The organism is Bacillus sp. AFS029533 (assembly GCF_002585125.1).
GTDB lineage: Bacteria > Bacillota > Bacilli > Bacillales > Bacillaceae_G > Gottfriedia > Gottfriedia luciferensis_B.
Window position 1 is genome coordinate 155,036 of sequence record NZ_NUQC01000004.1, and the last position, 19,536, is coordinate 174,571.

General features: G+C 33.6%; 14 protein-coding genes. 10 read left to right on the plus strand and 4 right to left on the minus strand.

Annotation, left to right across the window (positions count from 1 at the left end):
• The first annotated feature begins 18 nt into the window (after positions 1-18).
• Complete coding sequence (locus COE53_RS02350) at positions 19-1,245, plus strand: MFS transporter (protein ID WP_069033706.1); 1,227 nt, start codon at positions 19-21, stop codon at positions 1,243-1,245.
• Positions 1,246-1,386: 141 nt separating this feature from the next.
• Here COE53_RS02350 and COE53_RS02355 read toward each other — a convergent pair whose 3' ends face one another.
• Positions 1,387-1,641 carry a hypothetical protein gene (locus COE53_RS02355; protein ID WP_069033707.1) on the minus strand — a complete coding sequence of 85 codons (255 nt, stop codon included), beginning with the start codon at positions 1,639-1,641 and terminating at the stop codon, positions 1,387-1,389.
• A gap of 270 nt (positions 1,642-1,911) precedes the next feature.
• Between COE53_RS02355 and COE53_RS02360 the strand changes: the two genes are divergently transcribed.
• The 5 genes from COE53_RS02360 to COE53_RS02380 all read left to right on the plus strand — a co-directional run bounded on the left by COE53_RS02360 (position 1,912) and on the right by COE53_RS02380 (position 7,593).
• Positions 1,912-2,349, plus strand: a complete 438-nt coding sequence (locus COE53_RS02360) for a YwiB family protein (protein WP_165346951.1) — start codon at positions 1,912-1,914, stop codon at positions 2,347-2,349.
• Positions 2,346-4,016, plus strand: coding sequence for an arginine--tRNA ligase (argS, locus tag COE53_RS02365; RefSeq protein WP_069033709.1), 1,671 nt, complete (start codon positions 2,346-2,348; stop codon positions 4,014-4,016). The genes COE53_RS02360 and argS overlap by 4 nt, the downstream gene beginning before the upstream one ends.
• A gap of 263 nt (positions 4,017-4,279) precedes the next feature.
• Positions 4,280-5,620, plus strand: a complete 1,341-nt coding sequence (locus tag COE53_RS02370; RefSeq protein ID WP_069033710.1) for a DUF5667 domain-containing protein — start codon at positions 4,280-4,282, stop codon at positions 5,618-5,620.
• A 183-nt stretch (positions 5,621-5,803) separates the two neighbouring features.
• Positions 5,804-6,532: an RNA polymerase sigma-I factor gene (sigI, locus tag COE53_RS02375; RefSeq protein ID WP_069033711.1), complete on the plus strand. Its 729-nt coding sequence runs from the start codon at positions 5,804-5,806 to the stop codon at positions 6,530-6,532.
• A gap of 2 nt (positions 6,533-6,534) precedes the next feature.
• Positions 6,535-7,593, plus strand: a complete 1,059-nt coding sequence (locus COE53_RS02380; protein WP_069033712.1) for an anti-sigma factor domain-containing protein — start codon at positions 6,535-6,537, stop codon at positions 7,591-7,593.
• 469 nt (positions 7,594-8,062) lie between these two features.
• On the opposite strand, the gene COE53_RS02385 is transcribed toward COE53_RS02380, so the two are convergent.
• The 3 genes from COE53_RS02385 to cls all read right to left on the minus strand — a co-directional run bounded on the left by COE53_RS02385 (position 8,063) and on the right by cls (position 10,837).
• Positions 8,063-8,431 carry a YybH family protein gene (locus tag COE53_RS02385; RefSeq protein WP_069033713.1) on the minus strand — a complete coding sequence of 123 codons (369 nt, stop codon included), beginning with the start codon at positions 8,429-8,431 and terminating at the stop codon, positions 8,063-8,065.
• Between the two features lie 212 nt (positions 8,432-8,643).
• On the minus strand, positions 8,644-9,600 hold the full coding sequence (gene uvsE, locus COE53_RS02390; RefSeq protein ID WP_025569254.1) for a UV DNA damage repair endonuclease UvsE: 957 nt from the start codon (positions 9,598-9,600) through the stop codon (positions 8,644-8,646).
• A 43-nt stretch (positions 9,601-9,643) separates the two neighbouring features.
• Complete coding sequence (cls, locus tag COE53_RS02395) at positions 9,644-10,837, minus strand: cardiolipin synthase (protein WP_069033714.1); 1,194 nt, start codon at positions 10,835-10,837, stop codon at positions 9,644-9,646.
• A 213-nt stretch (positions 10,838-11,050) separates the two neighbouring features.
• On the opposite strand from cls, the gene COE53_RS02400 reads away from it, so the two are divergent.
• The 4 genes from COE53_RS02400 to icmF all read left to right on the plus strand — a co-directional run bounded on the left by COE53_RS02400 (position 11,051) and on the right by icmF (position 19,400).
• Positions 11,051-13,159, plus strand: a complete 2,109-nt coding sequence (locus tag COE53_RS02400; protein WP_069033715.1) for a heterodisulfide reductase-related iron-sulfur binding cluster — start codon at positions 11,051-11,053, stop codon at positions 13,157-13,159.
• A 160-nt stretch (positions 13,160-13,319) separates the two neighbouring features.
• Entirely contained in the window at positions 13,320-14,501 is a 1,182-nt protein-coding gene (locus tag COE53_RS02405) for an acetyl-CoA C-acetyltransferase (RefSeq protein WP_069033716.1), read from the plus strand.
• A gap of 401 nt (positions 14,502-14,902) precedes the next feature.
• Positions 14,903-16,033 (plus strand): acyl-CoA dehydrogenase, encoded by a 1,131-nt coding sequence (locus tag COE53_RS02410; RefSeq protein WP_069033717.1) that lies wholly within the window; start codon positions 14,903-14,905, stop codon positions 16,031-16,033.
• 127 nt (positions 16,034-16,160) lie between these two features.
• On the plus strand, positions 16,161-19,400 hold the full coding sequence (gene icmF / locus COE53_RS02415) for a fused isobutyryl-CoA mutase/GTPase IcmF (RefSeq protein ID WP_069033718.1): 3,240 nt from the start codon (positions 16,161-16,163) through the stop codon (positions 19,398-19,400).
• The last annotated feature ends 136 nt before the right edge of the window (positions 19,401-19,536 follow it).

A 19,536-nucleotide genomic window follows, 5' to 3' on the forward strand; every position in this document is an offset into this window, starting at 1 on the left:
ATGGGAGATGGATGAAATATGTCAAACTTGGCAGATAGTAAAAAACAAAAGACAAATGTAAATCAAAAGTCAGGTCTTTTGAATCAGCCAAAAGCTATATGGGCTGTTGGTTTTGCTTGTATTATCGCATTCATGGGAATTGGATTAGTTGATCCAATCTTACCAGCAATTGCTGAAAAGATGCATGCTTCTAAAAGTGACGTAACGCTTCTTTTTACAAGTTATAATTTAGTAATGGCATTCGCGATGTTAATAACAGGTTTTATCTCCTCACGTATTGGAATTAAGTGGACACTACTTTTAGGTATTCTAATTATTGCAGTCTTCTCTGGTCTTGGAGGAAATTCAAGCAGTATATGGGAATTAGTATGGTTACGTGGAGGTTGGGGTCTAGGTAACGCGTTATTCGTTGCGACTGCATTATCTGCAATTGTTTCATTATCTAGATCAGGTGTTGCGCAATCAATTATTTTATACGAAACTGCGATTGGTCTAGGTATATCAGTTGGTCCACTTTTAGGTGGAGAATTAGGTTCGATTTCTTGGAGAGGTCCATTTTTTGGTGTGGCTTGCTTAATGGTAATTGCATTTTTATCTCTATCCTTTATGATGCCAAAAACACCTATTACACAAAATACGAAAAAAACATCGTTCCTTGATCCATTCCGTGCGCTTAAACATAGATCATTATTAACATTAGGTATTACAGCATTTTTATATAACTTTGGATTCTTTACATTATTAGCATTCTCACCATTCTTTATGGGATTAAAGGAACATGGTTTAGGATTTGTATTCTTAGGATGGGGACTTTTATTAGCAATTACATCTGTATTTATGGCGCCAAAATTACAAAAAAAATTCGGTACACTTAAATCGATGTATGCTATGTTAACACTTTTTGCTATAACACTTATAGTTATGGGAATTGGAACAGATACGAATAGTGTAATTATTGTTTGTGTAATAATTGCTGGTGCATTTTTAGGAAATAACAATACATTAATTACAACAGCAGTAATGCAAGCAGCTCCAGTTGAACGTTCAACAGCATCAGCTGCATATAGCTTTTTACGTTTCCTTGGTGGAGCAATTGCACCATATTTAGCAGGTAAACTTGCTGAATGGTATAATCCACATGTACCTTTCTATGTAGGTGGATGTTTTGTATTACTATCGGTTCTTTTCTTATTTATTAATAGAAAGCATTTAATTCATATTGATAAAGCAGAATCTGCACATTAATTATTTTGAGGTTGTCTCGAAATATGGCGAAAGCCCGCTAGGAATATGTATTCTTGGCGGGTTTTTTGCTTTTTTAAATTGTGGTATGTAATTGATCAGTTTTATGGAGAATACAAAAAAACAGCCTATACAAGCTGTTTGTCATGGTCCGAAATGACCGAACATTGCTAAATAAACGATGAAACCGATGAGTGCAAGTAATCCAATTATTACTGATGTAAAACTACCGAACATGATCGCTTTTCGTTTGAAAATGAACCATAATATGAGTCCCACTACGATTGGCACAAAAAAGGCGTACAAATAAACGAGAAAAATGCTCGATAACGAAATGATTCCAATGCCTAGTCCGATGAAAAATAATTTACTTGATGATTTTTGAGCGATTGTTTTCATAAAGTCTCCTTCTATTGATTGTATGTTCTTAATTGTCTCACAAATGGTTTTCAATTGAAAACAAAAATCCTCTTCATTTTCGTGTATAGAATGTTTTGTTAAAGTATATCGCCTTTTGAGATAATCTTATTATTTCGTTCATTTTAATGAATATTTTTCACATTTTTTTTGTTACCTATTTTATTTTTTTTATTAGATTATGCTAAAATGGGAAAAGATGATTTTTGGATGTGATTCGTTACGTTCATGGGGAGAAAAGGACGTGTAAAAGTGAAAGGACAACAAGGCATACCTGTCTCAATTGACTTTGAGACTTTGATAAAAGATCCGCACGGGCGTGATAAAATCAGTTTTCAAGCTAATGGCCTATATTATAAAAAAGATGATGTTTCATATTTATTATTTGATGAAAATCACGAGGACCGAAAAGTAAAGGCTACTATGAAAATAGGTAAAGGGGAAGTAACAATTATTCGAAATGGTGGAGTTATGATGCGTCATCAATACAGAGTAAATGAAACCACTGAAGGTACTTTCTCAAATGAATTAGGAGTATTTCAAACTAAGGCATATACAAAAAAACTGCAATTTCTAGTATCTGAAGGACCTTTAAAAGGGGTACTTCAATTAGGATATAAGTTGTTTGTAGGAGATGAAAATGCTGGGTCATATAACATTACAGTATCAATTAAGGAGGCAACGATATGAATACATTAGAACAAGTGAAAAGTCGTTTGAAAAATGAAATCGAAGCTGCGGTATTAAAAGCAGGATTAGCAACGGAGGAACAATTACCACAAGTCGTATTAGAATCACCAAAAGATAAAGCCCACGGAGATTTTTCAACAAATATGGCAATGCAATTAGCACGTGTTGCTAAAAAGGCTCCTAGAATGATTGCAGAGGAGTTAATTAATTCTTTTGACCAAAGTAAAGCAAGCATTAAAAAAGTAGAAATTGCTGGACCAGGGTTCATTAATTTTTATATGGATAATAGTTATCTTACTGATTTAATTCCAACGATTATTAAATCGGGAAATGAATATGGCCAAACAAACTTTGGTAACGGTGAAAAGATTTTAGTTGAGTTTGTTTCAGCAAATCCGACTGGAGATTTACATTTAGGTCATGCTCGTGGGGCTGCATTTGGAGATTCATTATGCAATATTTTAGATAAAGCAGGTTATGAAGTAACTCGTGAATATTATATTAATGATGCTGGAAACCAAATTAATAATTTAACATTTTCGGTTGAAGCTCGTTATATGCAAGCACTTGGAATGGATAAAGAAATGCCAGCAGATGGCTATCATGGCTCAGACATTATTGAGATCGGTAAAACTTTAGCTGCTGAATTCGGTGACCGTTATGTGAATGAACCAGAAGAGGCTCGTTACAAGTTCTTCCGCGAGTACGGTTTAAAATTAGAAATGGAAAAACTACAACGAGATCTACGTAATTTCAGAGTAGATTTTGATGTATGGTATTCAGAAACTTCATTATATCAAAATGGCAAAGTTTTAGAGGCTCTTGATGATTTAAAACAACGTGGTGAAACATATGAAGAAGAAGGAGCGACTTGGTTCCGTTCTACAACATATGGTGACGACAAAAACCGTGTACTAATTAAAAGCGATGGTTCTTATACTTATTTAACTCCGGATATCGCTTACCACCGAGACAAGCTTAGTCGTGGTGCTGATAAATTAATTGATATTCTTGGGGCTGACCATCACGGATACATTCCTCGAATGAAAGCAGCAATTCAAGCTTTAGGATATAATGCTGATACGCTTGAAGTAGAAATTATCCAAATGGTTCAGTTATATCAAGATGGTGAAAAAGTTAAAATGAGTAAACGTACAGGTAAAGCTGTAACATTACGTGATTTAATGGAAGAAGTAGGTACTGATGCAACTCGTTACTTCTTTGCAATGCGCGGTTGTGACTCACATTTAGACTTTGATATGGACTTAGCTGTTTCTAAATCAAATGAAAACCCTGTGTATTATTCACAATACGCTCACGCTCGTGTTTGTAGTATTCTTCGTCAAGGAGAAGAAATGGGTATTGTTTACAATGGAGAAGCAGATTACAGCCTTGTTTCGTCTGAAAAAGAATATGAGTTATTAAAGAAATTAGGAGAATTCCCAGCAGCGGTTTCATTAGCTGCTTCAAAACGTACTCCTCATCATATTACAAACTATGTATTTGAATTAGCGGGTACATTCCACAGCTTCTATAATGCAGAAAAAGTTTTAGATGCTGAAAATGTTGAAAAGACAAAAGCTAGACTAGCTTTAATGAAGGCGGTGCAAGTTACTCTACAAAATGCATTAGCTTTAGTTGGAGTTTCTGCTCCAGAAAAAATGTAAATAGTAAATTAAAAGTACCATGCCCTAATTTAGGGTATGGTACTTTTTTTAAAACTTAATCAAATTTCTAAAGTATTATTTTGTATTTTTTTAGTAAGTTATTTTGCACAACTTTGTCGGTAAATAGGGAAAGAAAACAAGTTTCACCATTTTTTTATAAATTTTTTAAAATTTTTTTAAAATGACCCCCTAAAAAATGAAATTCTCTGCGAATAGTTATAGTGAGAATAAATAAAGAAACTTTTACAAAGGGGAAAAAATTCATGAAAAAATTATTAGTACATACAACAGCAACAGCATTATTATTATCTCAGTTAGGATTCTCTAGTTCTGTACTTGCTGCAGAAAATGATACAGTTTCACCTACTGACCAAAAGGAAGAAGCACCTGCATTAGTTAAGGGCGATTTCTTCTATTTTGTAAAAACAACAGTAGAAAAAATTCAACTGTTACTAACAACAGACAAAGTGAAAGAAGCAGAACTTTTAGCACAATTTGCTCAAGAGCGCATTCATGAAGCAAGAGAACTAATTAAAGAAGGCAAAGAAGATTTAGCAAAAGAAACATTAAAAGAAGCTTTAAGTCAAATGGATACTGCTCAAGGTCAACTTGATGGTAAACTTCCAGCTGTTTCTGAGCCAACGACTTCAGAAACAACAACAGAAGGTACTGTTACTACGAACCCGGCAGTAGATTCAACTGAAGTAGAAAAAGAAGATACAGAAAAAGTTGAGACAGACAAACAAGATACTGACAAACAAGAAGTAGAAAAAGAAGACACAGAAAAAGTTGAGACAGACAAACAAGATACTGACAAACAAGAAGTAGAAAAAGAAGATCAAGAAAAAGCTGAGACAGACAAACAAGATTCAGATAAAGAAGATCAAGAAAAAGCTGAAACAGAAAAAGAACATGTTGAAAAACATGAAAAACAAAAATTAACAAAAGAGCAAAAAGAAATTGCAAAAATTCAACACCATTTAAATAACAATTTACTTGTTTTAGCAAATGTTTTAGATCAAGTTAAAAATCCAAAAGCAAAAGCTGCGATTGCTAAAAATATAGAAAAGAGCTTTAACAAAATTTCTGAAAGATTAGAGAAAGTCTTAAAGCATACAGAACAGGATTCAACTGCTCTAAAACCAGTTATTACAGTTCAATACCCTGATTCAACTACAGATCAGTCAACTACACCAGAAGTTATTACAACAGTGACTAAAATTGAAGACGTAAATGACACAGACGTGAAAAATGTTAATGAAGATGTTCAAGGTGAAAATGATGATAAAGATGATGCAGCAAAAGTTGCTACAAAACCTGTAACAGTAGAGCATAAGGAAGAACATCAACATAAGTCAAAAGAAGTAAAACCAGTTAAAGTAAAAAAGGTAAAAGTTGAAAAAGAAGAAAAACATGAAGAAAAACATGTAGTAAAACATGAAGTAAGACATGAAGTAAAACACGAAAATGGTACAAGCCATAGAAATCAAGGTGAACATGAAAATCGTGGAAACCATAAGGGAAATGAAAAGCAAGAGTGGAAAAAAAATGATAATTCAAATAACCAAGGTGAAAACCATGGAAATGGACATGGTAAACATTAATAAGTAATTATTTCCATTGACCTTTCAATAAAATCATATGAAACATTTCATAAGATGCGATATGCTTAAGTTTAACTGATTAAATTAAAATGGTGCCTCATACATTCATTTGATTATATAATGAGTGGAGGCGCCATTAAGTTTTAATGGCTAAGCAATCCTCTTTTGAAAGGAGATCGGGTCTTGTTACTTACAATTTTTCAGACGCTTTATAAAAGAAAAGAAAAAATTGAAGATATTGTATTAACAATACAACAGTCTTCATCAAAAGAACTAGATGATTTTATAGTTCAATATACTCCTTTTATTAACAAAACTGTTTCCACTATTTGTGGAAGATATATTACTAATCAAGAAGATGAATTTAGTATCGGTTTAAATGCATTTCATGAAGCCATTAAACTATATTCATATAAAAAAGGTGCTTCATTTCTATCTTTTGCTAAATTGATCATAAAACGAGAATTAATCGATTTCTTTAGGAAGGAATCTAAATACCAATCGTTGACCTCAGAACAAAACGGTTCAGATGATATACATAAACAATATGATGACCATGTGTATAGCTCTTATATAAAAAACTTTGATGAAGTAAACCGTAAAGAAGAAATTATTCATTTCAGTGAGATGCTAAAACAATTTGGAATTTCATTAGAAACTTTAGTAGAGGTTTCGCCTAAACATGAAGATACAAGGGAGCATATTTTTTCAGTTGTAGACCTTGTTACATCTGATGAAGAAATGTTAACTTTTCTATATAAAAAGAAAAAATTACCGATGAAAAAACTTGAAACTAAAGTTAATATAAGTCGAAAATCGCTAGAAAAACATAGAAAATATATAATTGCCATGAGTATCATTAGCGTCAATGAGTATATTTATTTAAAAAACTATTTAAAAAGGGGGAACTGAAGATGAACAATGGTATTGTATTAAAAGTGAATCATTCTTCCGTGGTTGTACTAACAGCTAACGGAGAATACTTAAAATGTAAAAAATTATTGTCATCTTATTCGATCGGTGAAGAAATTCAGTTCCCCAACAATGCAATCATTTTAAATAAAAAAATGAAATTGAGCATCCCTAAATTGATACCTGTCGTAATTGCGAGTGGATTAATTCTTTTTTCTTTTATATTTGTAAATTTGAACAACAATGAAGCATTGGCAGCAGGAAAGGTTACAATTGATTCAGAAGCAAAGGTATCTTTAATATTGGACAAACAGTTAAAGGTTATTGCATTAAAAGGTCACAATAACCAAGGTAAACAATTGATCGATAAAATGGATAACTGGAAAAATGAGCCACTACATTTAGTTATGGATGATTTAGTTGATGAAATGGAGAAATCTAAAGTAATTGAACCAGATGAAACAATTAAATTAACTGGTGAGATGAGAAAAGAATTTGGAAATAAACAAAGTGAGCTAAATCATGAATTGAAGGATATTCAGGATAGTAATAATCATTTTAATATCCAAAACTCTAAGGAATTAAATCAACCAAAGGTTAAAACTCAAAATCAAAGTCTAAATCAAAATAAACAAGAAAAAAGTATAAATTCTAATTCAACAAAAGTGACAAAAGGTGAAACCAATTACAAGAATAATTCTAGTTTAAAGTCACCTATAATCGAAAAAGAAAAAAATACTAATAATAGTCATTCAAAAGAAGAAGTTAAGAATGTTAGACATCAAGATGAGCACTGGGGAAATAAGCAGCGTCAATGGAATCATAAAAATCAAGGCGAACACCATGAATCATCGAAGCAAAATCAAAAGAAACAACATAATAACTATGAAAACCAGCAAGACAAAAAAAAAAATGACTATAAAGATGACCACGAATTAAGAAGAAGTAATAATGATCAAGGAAGAAATGAAAATAAAGAAGGCTGCCATGGCTGTAATAACCGTTATAAAAACGAGAAAAATAATGGCTGGCAAAATGGTAATGAAAAACACTCAGATTAATAATCTGAGTGTTTTCAGAGTGTTGAAAAATAAAATGGTCAATAGGGAAAACGGACATTAAATGAACATTTATTTAATGATGAAATTATCATTTTTTGGATGATCAATTAATAGTTTTAAATGTTAATATGTTTGAGTAATTTCATTGACTCCAATAATCACTAGTAATGATTTTTTTCAGAAGTTGAAAATATTATGACCTAATGTTTAGAAAAACAAATTCAGTTGATTAGTTTTTCTACATAACAGTTAGGTTACTCTAAGTAAAGGCTATTTGATTAGGGTTTATTTCAGACTTTTTTGGATGATTAAGTTGATTGGAGCGGATAGTGCTCGACTCCTATGGGANNGCCCCATGGAAAGCGAGCATCCTGTAGTGGAAATCAACATCACTCTACTCCTTTTACGAAAATTTGGTAATTTAACTGACAAGGTTGTTTTTTAACTAATCCCATGAAAGAATAAAGGCTTAGGAAATACCGCTCAAATGCTCATGAATAACCAGCCAAACACCATGGTCATTTTTTATAAATACATTGGTAGCTCTACCATGACCGGATACAAAGTTTCCTTTCAAATATCCTTCATATTGAAATTGATAAGTACATGTTGCAGAATTGTGATCGGTAGTTAACCATTTTACATTTGTAGCTTTGTAAACTTCATTTTGAATTACATTCCAAGCATTTTCAAAATACTGCTGAATTTCTAGTAAAGAAGTACAGGTTTTGTCTGAAAACCAATAAATGGCGTCCTTGTGTATATATTTTTTTACTTGATTAAAATCGTGTGTATTTGTTGCAGTTATGTATTGTTGTAACGCATTTTGATAGCTCATATACAAACCACCTTTATAGTAGAGTTGAAGTAAGTCTTGTAGGTGAATATCTATAATACATCATAGTATTCTTTGCATAAGTAATCAGTTAGTTTAAAGCAAAAGAAACCCTCAAGGTAAGTTAAACTTCCTTAAGGGCTGCGGTAAGCATAAATGAACCTATTAATTGCTTTCTTCATCTATTTCCTGCTGTTATGTCTTTGGTACTGAACTTAAGTAACTTCAATCATACCGCCACTTATTCGCTTATAACCTCTCCATTTCGCTATATCTTCCATTAATTGCAATAGAGCTAAATCCTTTTTTTTCGATTCAATCATTATATCGATATCACTTCCAATTGATCTGACGATGTCAAAAAAGGGCTTAATAAAGTCAATGTCAATTAAATCTGAATGTGCTCTGAACTCTTTATCGGATTTCGGAGATGAAATATGAATTTTAGGCTTCAAAAATGTATGCTCCCAAGTAGAAAATATAATGGGTAATAATTTCTCTAATGGTTCTTCACATAAGTTTGCCATATGATGATGATAGTCAAATACGAGCGGAATACCTTCGTTTTTACAAACCATTAGTGTTTCAGCTGTATTATACGTTTTATCGTCATTTTCTAGCGTCATTTGTTTTTTTATGTGAGTAGGGAGCTTTTTTATATTTTCATAAAAACGTTGGATCGCAAGCTCTTTATTTCCATACGCTCCTCCAATATGTATATTAATGACGCTTTGGTCAGAAATACCCATTGCTTCAAGAACTTTATAATGATACTCCATATCAATCACAGCATTATCAGTTATATGAGGTTTTTCACTTGTAAAAAGCGTGAATTGGTTAGGGTGAAAACTAACTCTTAATTCATGCTTCTTGATAAAATCACCTATTTCTTTAAACTGTTTGTGAAAAATATTTATATAATCGAATTCTACATCTGGATGAGTCGCTAAAGGGACCATTGAAGAGGACATTCTATATAAGGGAATTTGTTGTCCCACATTATAATGAAGTGCTCTATACGTATTTTCAATATTTTGCGATGTAACAGAAATTAATTTCTCTAAACGTTCTTCTAGGTCAAGGGCTTTATAACGTGTAAATGTAAGAGTTTTTGCAGGTGAACAATTATATAAAGATAATGCATGTGATACATATCCAAATCGAATGATCATATTTTGTTCACCTCTACCTTGGTTTTTGTATATGTACAAATGTTTACATTAATGGAGAAAGAAGCTTAGATAAAAGCTTGCGACATTTCCATAAGAATGTTGTATTTTTATAATGTTCAATAGGATATGATTTTGAGCGTTCTAAGTCCTTTGTAAATATTTCCTTAATCTTCAATATGAAAGACTCACTTGAAAAAATACAGCTCCATTCATCATTTATGCAAAGACTTCTACGATCAAAGTTAACGGATCCTACATCACAACAACAATCATCGATGAGTAGTACTTTGGCATGAAAGAACCCTTTCTGATAATGAAAAACTTCCCCACCACCTTCTAAAATTAAAAGGAGATGTGGAAAACTCGCCTCTTTAACTAGTCTGTGGTCTTCTTTTTCCGGCACCATTACGCATATGTGGACACCTCGTTTAAGAGCGGCAAGAAGTGCGTTCATCAGTTTTTTTGTCGGAATAAAGTAAGGTGTACCAATATAAATATGTTTTTTTGCCTGATCTATTAAATCTTTATATAGATTCTCAATGCGTACAAAGTCCGAAGAATAGAAGTGATGCTCGATTTTCCCTTTTGCTAATTCATCGTCATTAATTAACGTAAAGGATTCTCCGCCACTTCTAACCCAGTCTATTAAAAATTGAATGTGTAAATCTTTTACACCTTCACCTGTCATTCGAATATGATAATCTCTCCAATAACCTAAATCTTCATCAAAACCAATATATTCTTTGCCAATATTAAAACCACCAAAATAACCGACTTTTTGATCTATTACAGTAATCTTTCGATGGTTACGATGTTGAAAACGATAAAGGGTAAATGGAAATCCCGTTCGCCGATTAAAAAGTACTTCTACGCCATTTTCTATTAGTTTTTTTATTCTTTTACGCTTAAGCCTAAAGCTTCCGATCCAATCAACAAGGAGGCGTACTTGTAATCCTTCCTGAGCTTTTCTTTCAAGTAATGATAAAAATTTTTCGGATGTATCATCATTTCGAACAATATAAAAAAGCATCGAAATACTACTACTTGCTTCTGTTATATCGTCTAGAAGATGCTTGTACAAATCATTACCATCTGTTATTAACATTGTCTCACTATATCTTTTTTTAAATGGACAAGTTTTATCATATTTATGAAATGCTTTATAGCCAAAATAAAGATCTAAGCTAGCAAGGAGTATAAGAAAGAGTAGAGCAATTAAGCAAATGAAAAGAATCATATAATTAAACTCCTTTACCTTTTACGTGTTGATAGTATGACCATATCCATTGAAGAATATGAAAAAGAGCCAATTTAATATGAAAAAGTATTTGACTGAATAGTCATTCATAATATAATTAAATTATATATTTTCTGAATATTATTATGGTTATAAATTTTTAAACAGTAAGCGTTTTCTTTATAACCGGGAAAATTGGGGGAGGAATACATCATGAATCATGCACTTTTGTATTTGAACGCACTAGGGTTTGTGGCAATTACAGTTTATGCAATTTATTTATTCGTTTACCTGATTCAAACAAGACTTGCCTACATTAAATTAGGTAAAAAAGAAGAATTTGAAAGAAATTTGAAAGAACGTTTTCAAAAAATTTGGGTCAATGTTTTTGGACAAAAAAAGCTATTAAAGGATAAGAAAAGTGGATTTATTCATTTGTTATTCTTTTATGGATTCATTTTAGTTCAAGCAGGAGCTTTAGACTTTATTATAAGAGGTCTTGTTCCTAGCGCACATTTACCTCTTGGACCTTTATATGGTGCATTTACATTTTTTGAAGAAATCATTGCGTTACTTATATTGGTGGCAGTTGTTTGGGCCTTCCATAGACGATATATTGAGAAGTTAGTTCGACTAAAAAGAGGTTGGAAAAGCGGTTTAGTTCTTATTTTTATTGGTTTATTAATGTTATCAACGCTTTTTGGTAATGGTGTGGGAATCATTTGGCATGGTGAAGCAACAAGCTTTCATGAACCAATCGCATCATTAATTGCAACAGTTTTTAACGGTATTAGTAAGCCTTTATCAATTTCATTATTTTATGTTGCGTGGTGGACTCACTTAATTTCACTTTTAACGTTCTTAGTATATGTACCTCAATCAAAACACGCACATTTACTTGCTGGTCCAGCAAACGTGTATTTTAATCGTTTAACGAAAGCAGGAAAATTAGAAAAAATAGATTTTGAAGATGAAACACAAGAAACATTTGGTGTTGGAAAAATCAGCGACTTCCGTCAATCACAATTAATTGATTTATATGCTTGTGTAGAATGTGGTCGTTGTACTAATGTATGTCCAGCTACTGCAACTGGAAAAATGCTGTCACCGATGGATTTAATTTTAAAACTCCGTGATCATTTAACTGAAACAGGGGCAGTTGTAACATCTCGTGCACCTTGGGTTCCAACAGTTGCATTTTCTAAAACAAAAGGAAATCAATTAGCATTTGCTTCACAAGGAAAACAAGAATCAGCAGCAACATTGGAATATAGTCCAAGTTTAATTGGTGATGTAATTACTGAGGAAGAAATTTGGGCATGTACAACTTGTCGTAATTGTGAAGATCAATGTCCTGTAATGAATGAGCATGTTGAAAAGGTAATTGATTTACGTCGTTATTTAGTTTTAACGGAAGGTAAGATGCAACCAGATGCTCAACGTGCAATGACAAATATCGAACGTCAAGGAAACCCATGGGGATTAAATCGTAAAGACCGTGAAAACTGGAGAGAACTTGATGAAAGTATCCATATCCCAACAGTAAAAGAAGCTCAGAAAGCTGGAGAAGAAATTGAGTACTTATTCTGGGTTGGTGCAATGGGTTCATATGATAACCGTAGCCAGAAAATCGCATTAGCATTTGCGAAACTAATGAATGAAGCTGGAATTAAGTTTGCAATTTTAGGTAATAAGGAGAAAAATTCTGGTGATACACCTAGACGATTAGGTCAAGAATTCTTATTCCAAGAGTTAGCAAGTAATAATATCGCAGAAATTGAAAAATCGGGAGTAAGCAAATTAGTAACAATTGACCCGCATGCTTATAACACATTTAAAAATGAATATCCTGATTTTGGTTTATCAATAGAAGTTTATCATCATACAGAATTATTATCTCAATTGGTTAAAGAGGGTAAGTTAAAACCGGTTCATCAAGTTAATGAAGTGATTACTTACCACGATTCATGTTATTTAGGTCGATACAATGAAGTTTATGAAGCTCCTAGGGATATTCTTCGTGCAATTCCTGGTGTCAAACTAGTTGAAATGGAGCGTAAGCGCGAAACAGGTATGTGCTGTGGAGCGGGTGGAGGATTAATGTGGATGGAAGAGCATGTTGGTAATCGTATTAATGTAACACGTACTGAACAAGCACTTGCAGTTAGTCCAAATGTAATTGGAACAGGTTGCCCTTATTGCTTAACAATGCTATCAGATGGAACAAAAGCAAAAGAAGTCGAAGAAAATGTTAAAACACTAGATATAGCAGAGCTTTTAGAGTTATCGATTTTTGGTGACAAACAAAACCAAGCTTCATAAAAGTTCTATAACTTTTCAATCTTCATAAAATAGCAATGAAAGGTGTGCAACTTGTACACCTTTCAGACTGCCTGTCAGCGTTTTTTTATTTGGTGAATTGATTGATTATAGAATTTTATTATAGAGGAGAAATAGATAAAATTTTAAGGGGGAAAATGGGATGAGTAAAACAGTTATAGTAAGTGCAGTTCGTACACCAATCGGACGTTTTGGAGGCGCCTTAAAGGGCTTTAGTGCTGCTCAGTTAGGTGGTATCGCAATTAAAGAGACATTGAACCGTGTTAACCATCCATTAGAAATGATTGATGATGTAATAATGGGAACAGTTTTACAAGGTGGACAAGGACAATTACCTTCAAGACAAGCACTTCGTAATGCAGGATTACCTTGGGAAACAAGATCAGAGACAATAAATAAAGTATGTGCATCTGGTATGCGTAGCGTTATGCTTTCTGATTTATTGATTCGTTCTGGTGAAAGTAAACGTATTGTTGCAGGTGGAATGGAATCAATGAGCAATACACCTTATTATCAAACCTCTATAAGATGGGGAAATAAAATGGGGAACACAGAATTAAAGGATGGCCTTCTAGTAGATGGCTTAACTTGTTCATTTACTGGAGTTCATATGGGCACATACGGAAGTGAAGTTGCTAAACTTGAAGACATATCTCGTGAGCAACAAGATGAGTGGGCACTTCGTAGTCAACAACTTGCGGTTGAATCGATTAAAACAGGTAAATTTGAAGAAGAGATTGTAACGATTGAGTCAGTTGGCAAAAAAGGAGTCGTAACAAAAATAGAAGTAGACGAGTGTCCAAGGGAAGATACTACTATTGAAAAACTAGCTAAGCTATCTCCAGCATTTGATCGCGACGGAACAATCACAGCTGGAAATGCACCTGGATTAAATGACGCAGGTGCGGCACTTTTATTAATGAGTGAGGAAGAAGCAAAACTAAATGGCTATGTACCTTTAGCTACAATCGTTGCAACAGAATCAATGGCTGTAGAAGCAAAAGACTTTCCTAGAACTCCGGGATATGTCATTCAAAAATTATTACAAAAAACAAATAAAAAGATATCAGATATTGATTTATTTGAAATTAACGAAGCATTCGCAGCAGTAGTTTTAGCAAGTGCGAAAATTGCGGATATACCTTTAGAAAAAATAAATGTAAATGGTGGAGCGATTGCTCTAGGACATCCAATTGGAGCAAGTGGTGCAAGAATCATTGTAACCTTAATTAATGCATTAAAAGCACGAGGCGGAGGCCTTGGAATTGCTGCAATTTGTAGCGGTGGTGGTCAAGGAGACGCAGTCTTAGTAGAGGTACGATAAGAGGGAAAAGCAAGAATAGCAGTGTATGGAAGAGCAGGAAAGGTGTGGAGGGGAATGTTTCCTTCTATCTAAGTACTGCCTCCCTTAAGCTGTTATTTTTTTGCTTTTCTATTTTTGCGTATTAACTTGACCCTGTTTTTCCTTCCTTCCAGACTTAAAAATTTTTCTACAAAAAATAACAGGAATTTTCAGATTTTTGTCTAATATTATACGAAGTAGACTATCTTTTTAGTCAAAGTAGAAAATATTTTGTTAACGCTTACAAAAATCGACAAAAACAACATGGCAGTGATAAGGGAGCAATTAAGTTAAGGGGAATAGGATATAAAATAATTATCTTTAATTACAACCTTTCATTTGATTGTGATACTTGTCCTAGCAAAAATCGGGGGAAATGATCTATGCAATTTCGTTTAAGTGAAGAACATGAAATGATTCGTAAAATGGTAAGAGATTTTGCTAGAAATGAGGTTGCTCCGTCAGCTGCTGAGCGTGATGAGCATGAAAAATTTGATCGTTCAATTTTTGATCAAATGGCTGAGTTGGGATTAACAGGAATTCCATTCCCAGAGGAATATGGTGGAATCGGCAGTGATTATTTAGCTTACGTTATCGCTGTTGAAGAGCTTTCTCGGGTTTGTGCTTCAACAGGTGTAACGTTATCAGCCCACACTTCATTAGCTAGTTGGCCGATATATAAGTTTGGTACTGAAGAACAAAAACAAAAATTCTTAAAACCGTTAGCACAAGGAACAAAAATCGGTGCTTATGGATTAACTGAACCAGGATCTGGGTCAGATGCTGGTGGTATGAGAACGACTGCTAGAAAAGAAGGAAACGAATATATATTAAATGGTTCAAAAATATTTATTACAAACGGTGGAGAAGCGGAAATTTACGTAGTATTTGCTGTGACAGATCCTACAAATAAACACGGAGTTTCTGCATTTATCGTTGAAAGTGATACACCAGGTTTTTCAGTTGGTAAGAAAGAAAGTAAATTAGGTATTCGTTCATCGCCGACAACTGAAATTATCTTTGAAGAATGCCGCATCCCAGCTGAAAACTTATTAGGTGAAGAAGGTAAAGGATTTAAAGTTGCGATGCAAACGCTTGATGGTGGTAGAAATGGAATCGCTGCTCAAGCAGTAGGTATTGCACAAGGTGCTTTAGATGCTTCAGTTGATTACGCTAAAGAGCGTGTTCAATTTGGCAAACCAATTATTGCTCAGCAAGGTGTCTCATTTAAACTTGCTGATATGGCTACAAGTATCGAAGCTTCTCGTCTATTAACTTATCAAGCTGCTTGGTTAGAATCTAATGGACTTCCATATGGTAAGGAATCTGCTATGTCTAAATTACTAGCAGGAGATACTGCGATGAAGGTTACAACAGAGGCAGTACAAGTTTTCGGTGGCTATGGATATACAAAGGATTATCCAGTGGAACGCTTTATGAGAGATGCTAAAATAACTCAAATCTATGAAGGAACACAAGAAATTCAAAGACTAGTAATCTCAAGAATGCTATAAAAAATAATATTATTCTTCTTTTCGCATTACGAAAGATTAGGATCGCTTGGTACAAGGAATATGGATAGCCCTTTACCAAGTTTTCTTTTACAAAAAAAGGCAATTATATTTCTGGGGGATGATTAGTATGGTAGAAAAGTATCAAGCTAAGCACAAGATTCGTTTCGTTACTGCATCAAGCTTATTTGATGGCCATGACGTGTCAATCAATATGATTAGAAGATTATTGCAAGAAAATGGAGTTGAAGTAATTCATTTAGGCCATAACCGCTCTGTTGAAGAAATTATTAACGCAGCAATTCAAGAGGATGTACAAGGTATTTCAATTTCTTCCTACCAAGGTGGACATATGGAGTACTTTAAATATATGTACGATTTGCTTCAAGAAAGAGGCGCTTCTCACATCAAGTTATTTGGTGGAGGTGGTGGCGTAATTCTACCTAAGGAGCAAGAGGAGTTAGAAGCATACGGAATCACTAAAATCTATTCACCTGAAGATGGCCGTATAATGGGTCTTCAAGGGATGATTAATCATATGTTACAAAGCACAGATTTTCTTCCACCTTTGAAGGACTTAGAAAACGTTCAAAAACTATCTGCTACAAATCATAAAGAAATTGCTAGATTTATTACTTTAGCTGAAAATAAAGGTTCTCTAGATTCAAGCTTAGAGATGGCCGCAACATTAGAAAAATCAGAAACTGATAAAAGTGTAGTAATTGGTATGACTGGTACTGGTGGAGCGGGTAAGAGTTCATTAACAGATGAGCTAGTACGCCGTTTTATTCAAGAGTTTCCAGAAAAAACAATCGGTATTGTTTCAATTGACCCAACAAAACGTAAAACAGGTGGGGCACTATTAGGTGATCGTATTCGTATGAATTCAATCCATCATCCAAATGTGTATATGAGAAGTTTAGCTACTCGAGATAGTCAATCTGAAATCTCAAATGCATTAGAGGATACGATTTCAATCTTAAAATCAGCTGACTTTGACGTTATTTTTGTTGAGACAAGTGGTATAGGTCAAGGTGATGCTGCAATTACGCAGTACAGTGATATTCATCTGTACGTTATGACAAGTGAATTTGGAGCACCTTCGCAATTAGAAAAAATTGATATGATTGACTTTGCAGACTTGATTGCAATTAATAAATTTGAACGTCAAGGCTCAGAAGATGCATTACGTCTTGTTCAAAAACAATATCAACGTAGTCGTCATCTTTTCCATGATGATATCGCTACAATGCCTGTATATGGAACAATAGCTAGCCAGTTCAACGATGCAGGAACTAATAATTTATTTTTAGCTTTAACAAAATCAATTGAAAAACACACTACAAATGAGTGGAATACGACATATATTAAGCCGGGTAATGTTGAGAAACAACATGTCATTATTCCAAGTAATCGTCGTTTTTATTTAAGAGAAATTGCAGAAACTGTAAGAAACTATCACGAAAACACTGAAGTTGAGGCAGCAAAAGCTTCAAAGCTTTATCAAATTGAAGGAACACTGTCTGAAATAGAGTCACAAAATATTGAAGATGCAAAACATACATTAGTAGATTTGAAAAATAAATTTGAAGAATCTCTTGCTCCATCTACAAAACAAGCACTAAATCATTTTAAATTGATTAAAGAAGCATATTCACAAGATCAACTAATTCAAAAAATTAGAGATAAAGAAATTAAAGTTGAGTTAACAACTACAACTTTATCGGGCACAAAAATACCGAAAGTATCTGTACCTACTTATCGAGATTATGGAGATTTATTAAGATGGGTAGCAAAAGAAAACGTACCTGGATATTACCCATTTACAGCTGGAGTGTTCCCATTCAAGCGTCAAGATGAAGATCCAAAGAGACAATTTGCTGGTGAGGGGCCTCCAAGTAGAACGAATAAACGATTCCACTATCTATGTGAGAATGACCCAGCTAAACGTTTAAGTACAGCATTTGATTCAGTAACTCTATACGGAGAAGACCCAGCAATCCGTCCTGATATTTTTGGGAAAATTGGTGAGAGTGGAGTTAATGTATGTACTTTAGATAATATGATTGAGCTTTATAATGGTTTTGATTTATGTAGTCCTTCAACATCTGTTTCTATGACAATTAATGGTCCAGCACCAATTATTTTAGCTATGTTTTTAAATACTGCTATCCATCAACAAGTTGAAATAAAAGAAAAAGAATTAGGTCGTATTTTAACAGTTGAAGAATTTACAGAAATAAAGCGAGTAACTTTACAAAAAGTTCGTGGTACTGTTCAAGCTGACATTTTAAAAGAGGATCAAGGTCAAAATACATGTATTTTCTCAACAGAATTCGCTTTAAAAATGATGGGCGATATACAACAGTATTTTATTGATAATAGTGTTCGTAATTATTATTCGGTTTCAATTTCTGGATATCATATTGCTGAAGCTGGAGCAAATCCTATTTCACAACTTGCATTCACTTTATCAAATGGATTCACTTACGTTGAATATTATTTAAGTCGAGGCATGAAAATTGATGATTTTGCCCATAATTTATCATTCTTCTTTAGTAATGGGCTTGATGCTGAGTATTCTGTAATCGGACGTGTAGCGAGAAGAATTTGGGCTGTTACGATGAAAGAAAAATATGGTGCATCTGAACGTAGCCAAAAACTTAAATACCATGTTCAAACATCAGGTCGCTCATTACATGCTCAAGAGATGGCGTTTAATGATATACGTACAACTTTACAAGCATTACTGGCTTTATACGATAACTGTAACTCACTTCATACGAATGCATATGATGAAGCTGTTACAACTCCTACTGAGGAATCTGTACGTCGAGCAATGGCGATTCAGCTTATTATTCAAAAAGAAAATGGTCTATCAAAAAATGAAAATCCAATCCAAGGATCATTTATCATTGAGCAGTTAACAGACTTAGTAGAAGAAGCAGTCTTAAAAGAGTTTGAGAGAATCAGTGACCGTGGTGGCGTATTAGGTGCGATGGAGCTTCAATATCAACGTGGCAAAATTCAAGAAGAATCACTTTATTATGAAACACTTAAACATAATGGTGAACTTCCAATTATAGGAGTAAACTCTTATATCAATCCTAACGAACAAATGGAATCAATTAATACGATGGAAATCGCTAGATCAAGCTACGAAGAAAAACAATCGCAAATTGATCATGTAGAACAATTCCAAGTGAAACATAAATCAGAAGCACAGGTTGCTTTAGAACAATTAAAACAAGTTGCTCGTCAAAATGGCAATTTATTCGAAGAGCTAATGAATACTGTTCGCGTTGCTAGTTTAGGACAAATCACTCAAGCATTATATGAAGTAGGCGGACAATACCGTAGAAATATGTAAAAAAGAATTGTGAAAGCCGGTTGTCCTGCTTTAAGACAGCATAAGTGGCATGTGACTGGAGTTAGGTAGAATGGGCGTCTTTTAGACGCTCATTTTACTATTTTCGCAAAAAATTAGTCTAATATTGAAAAATATA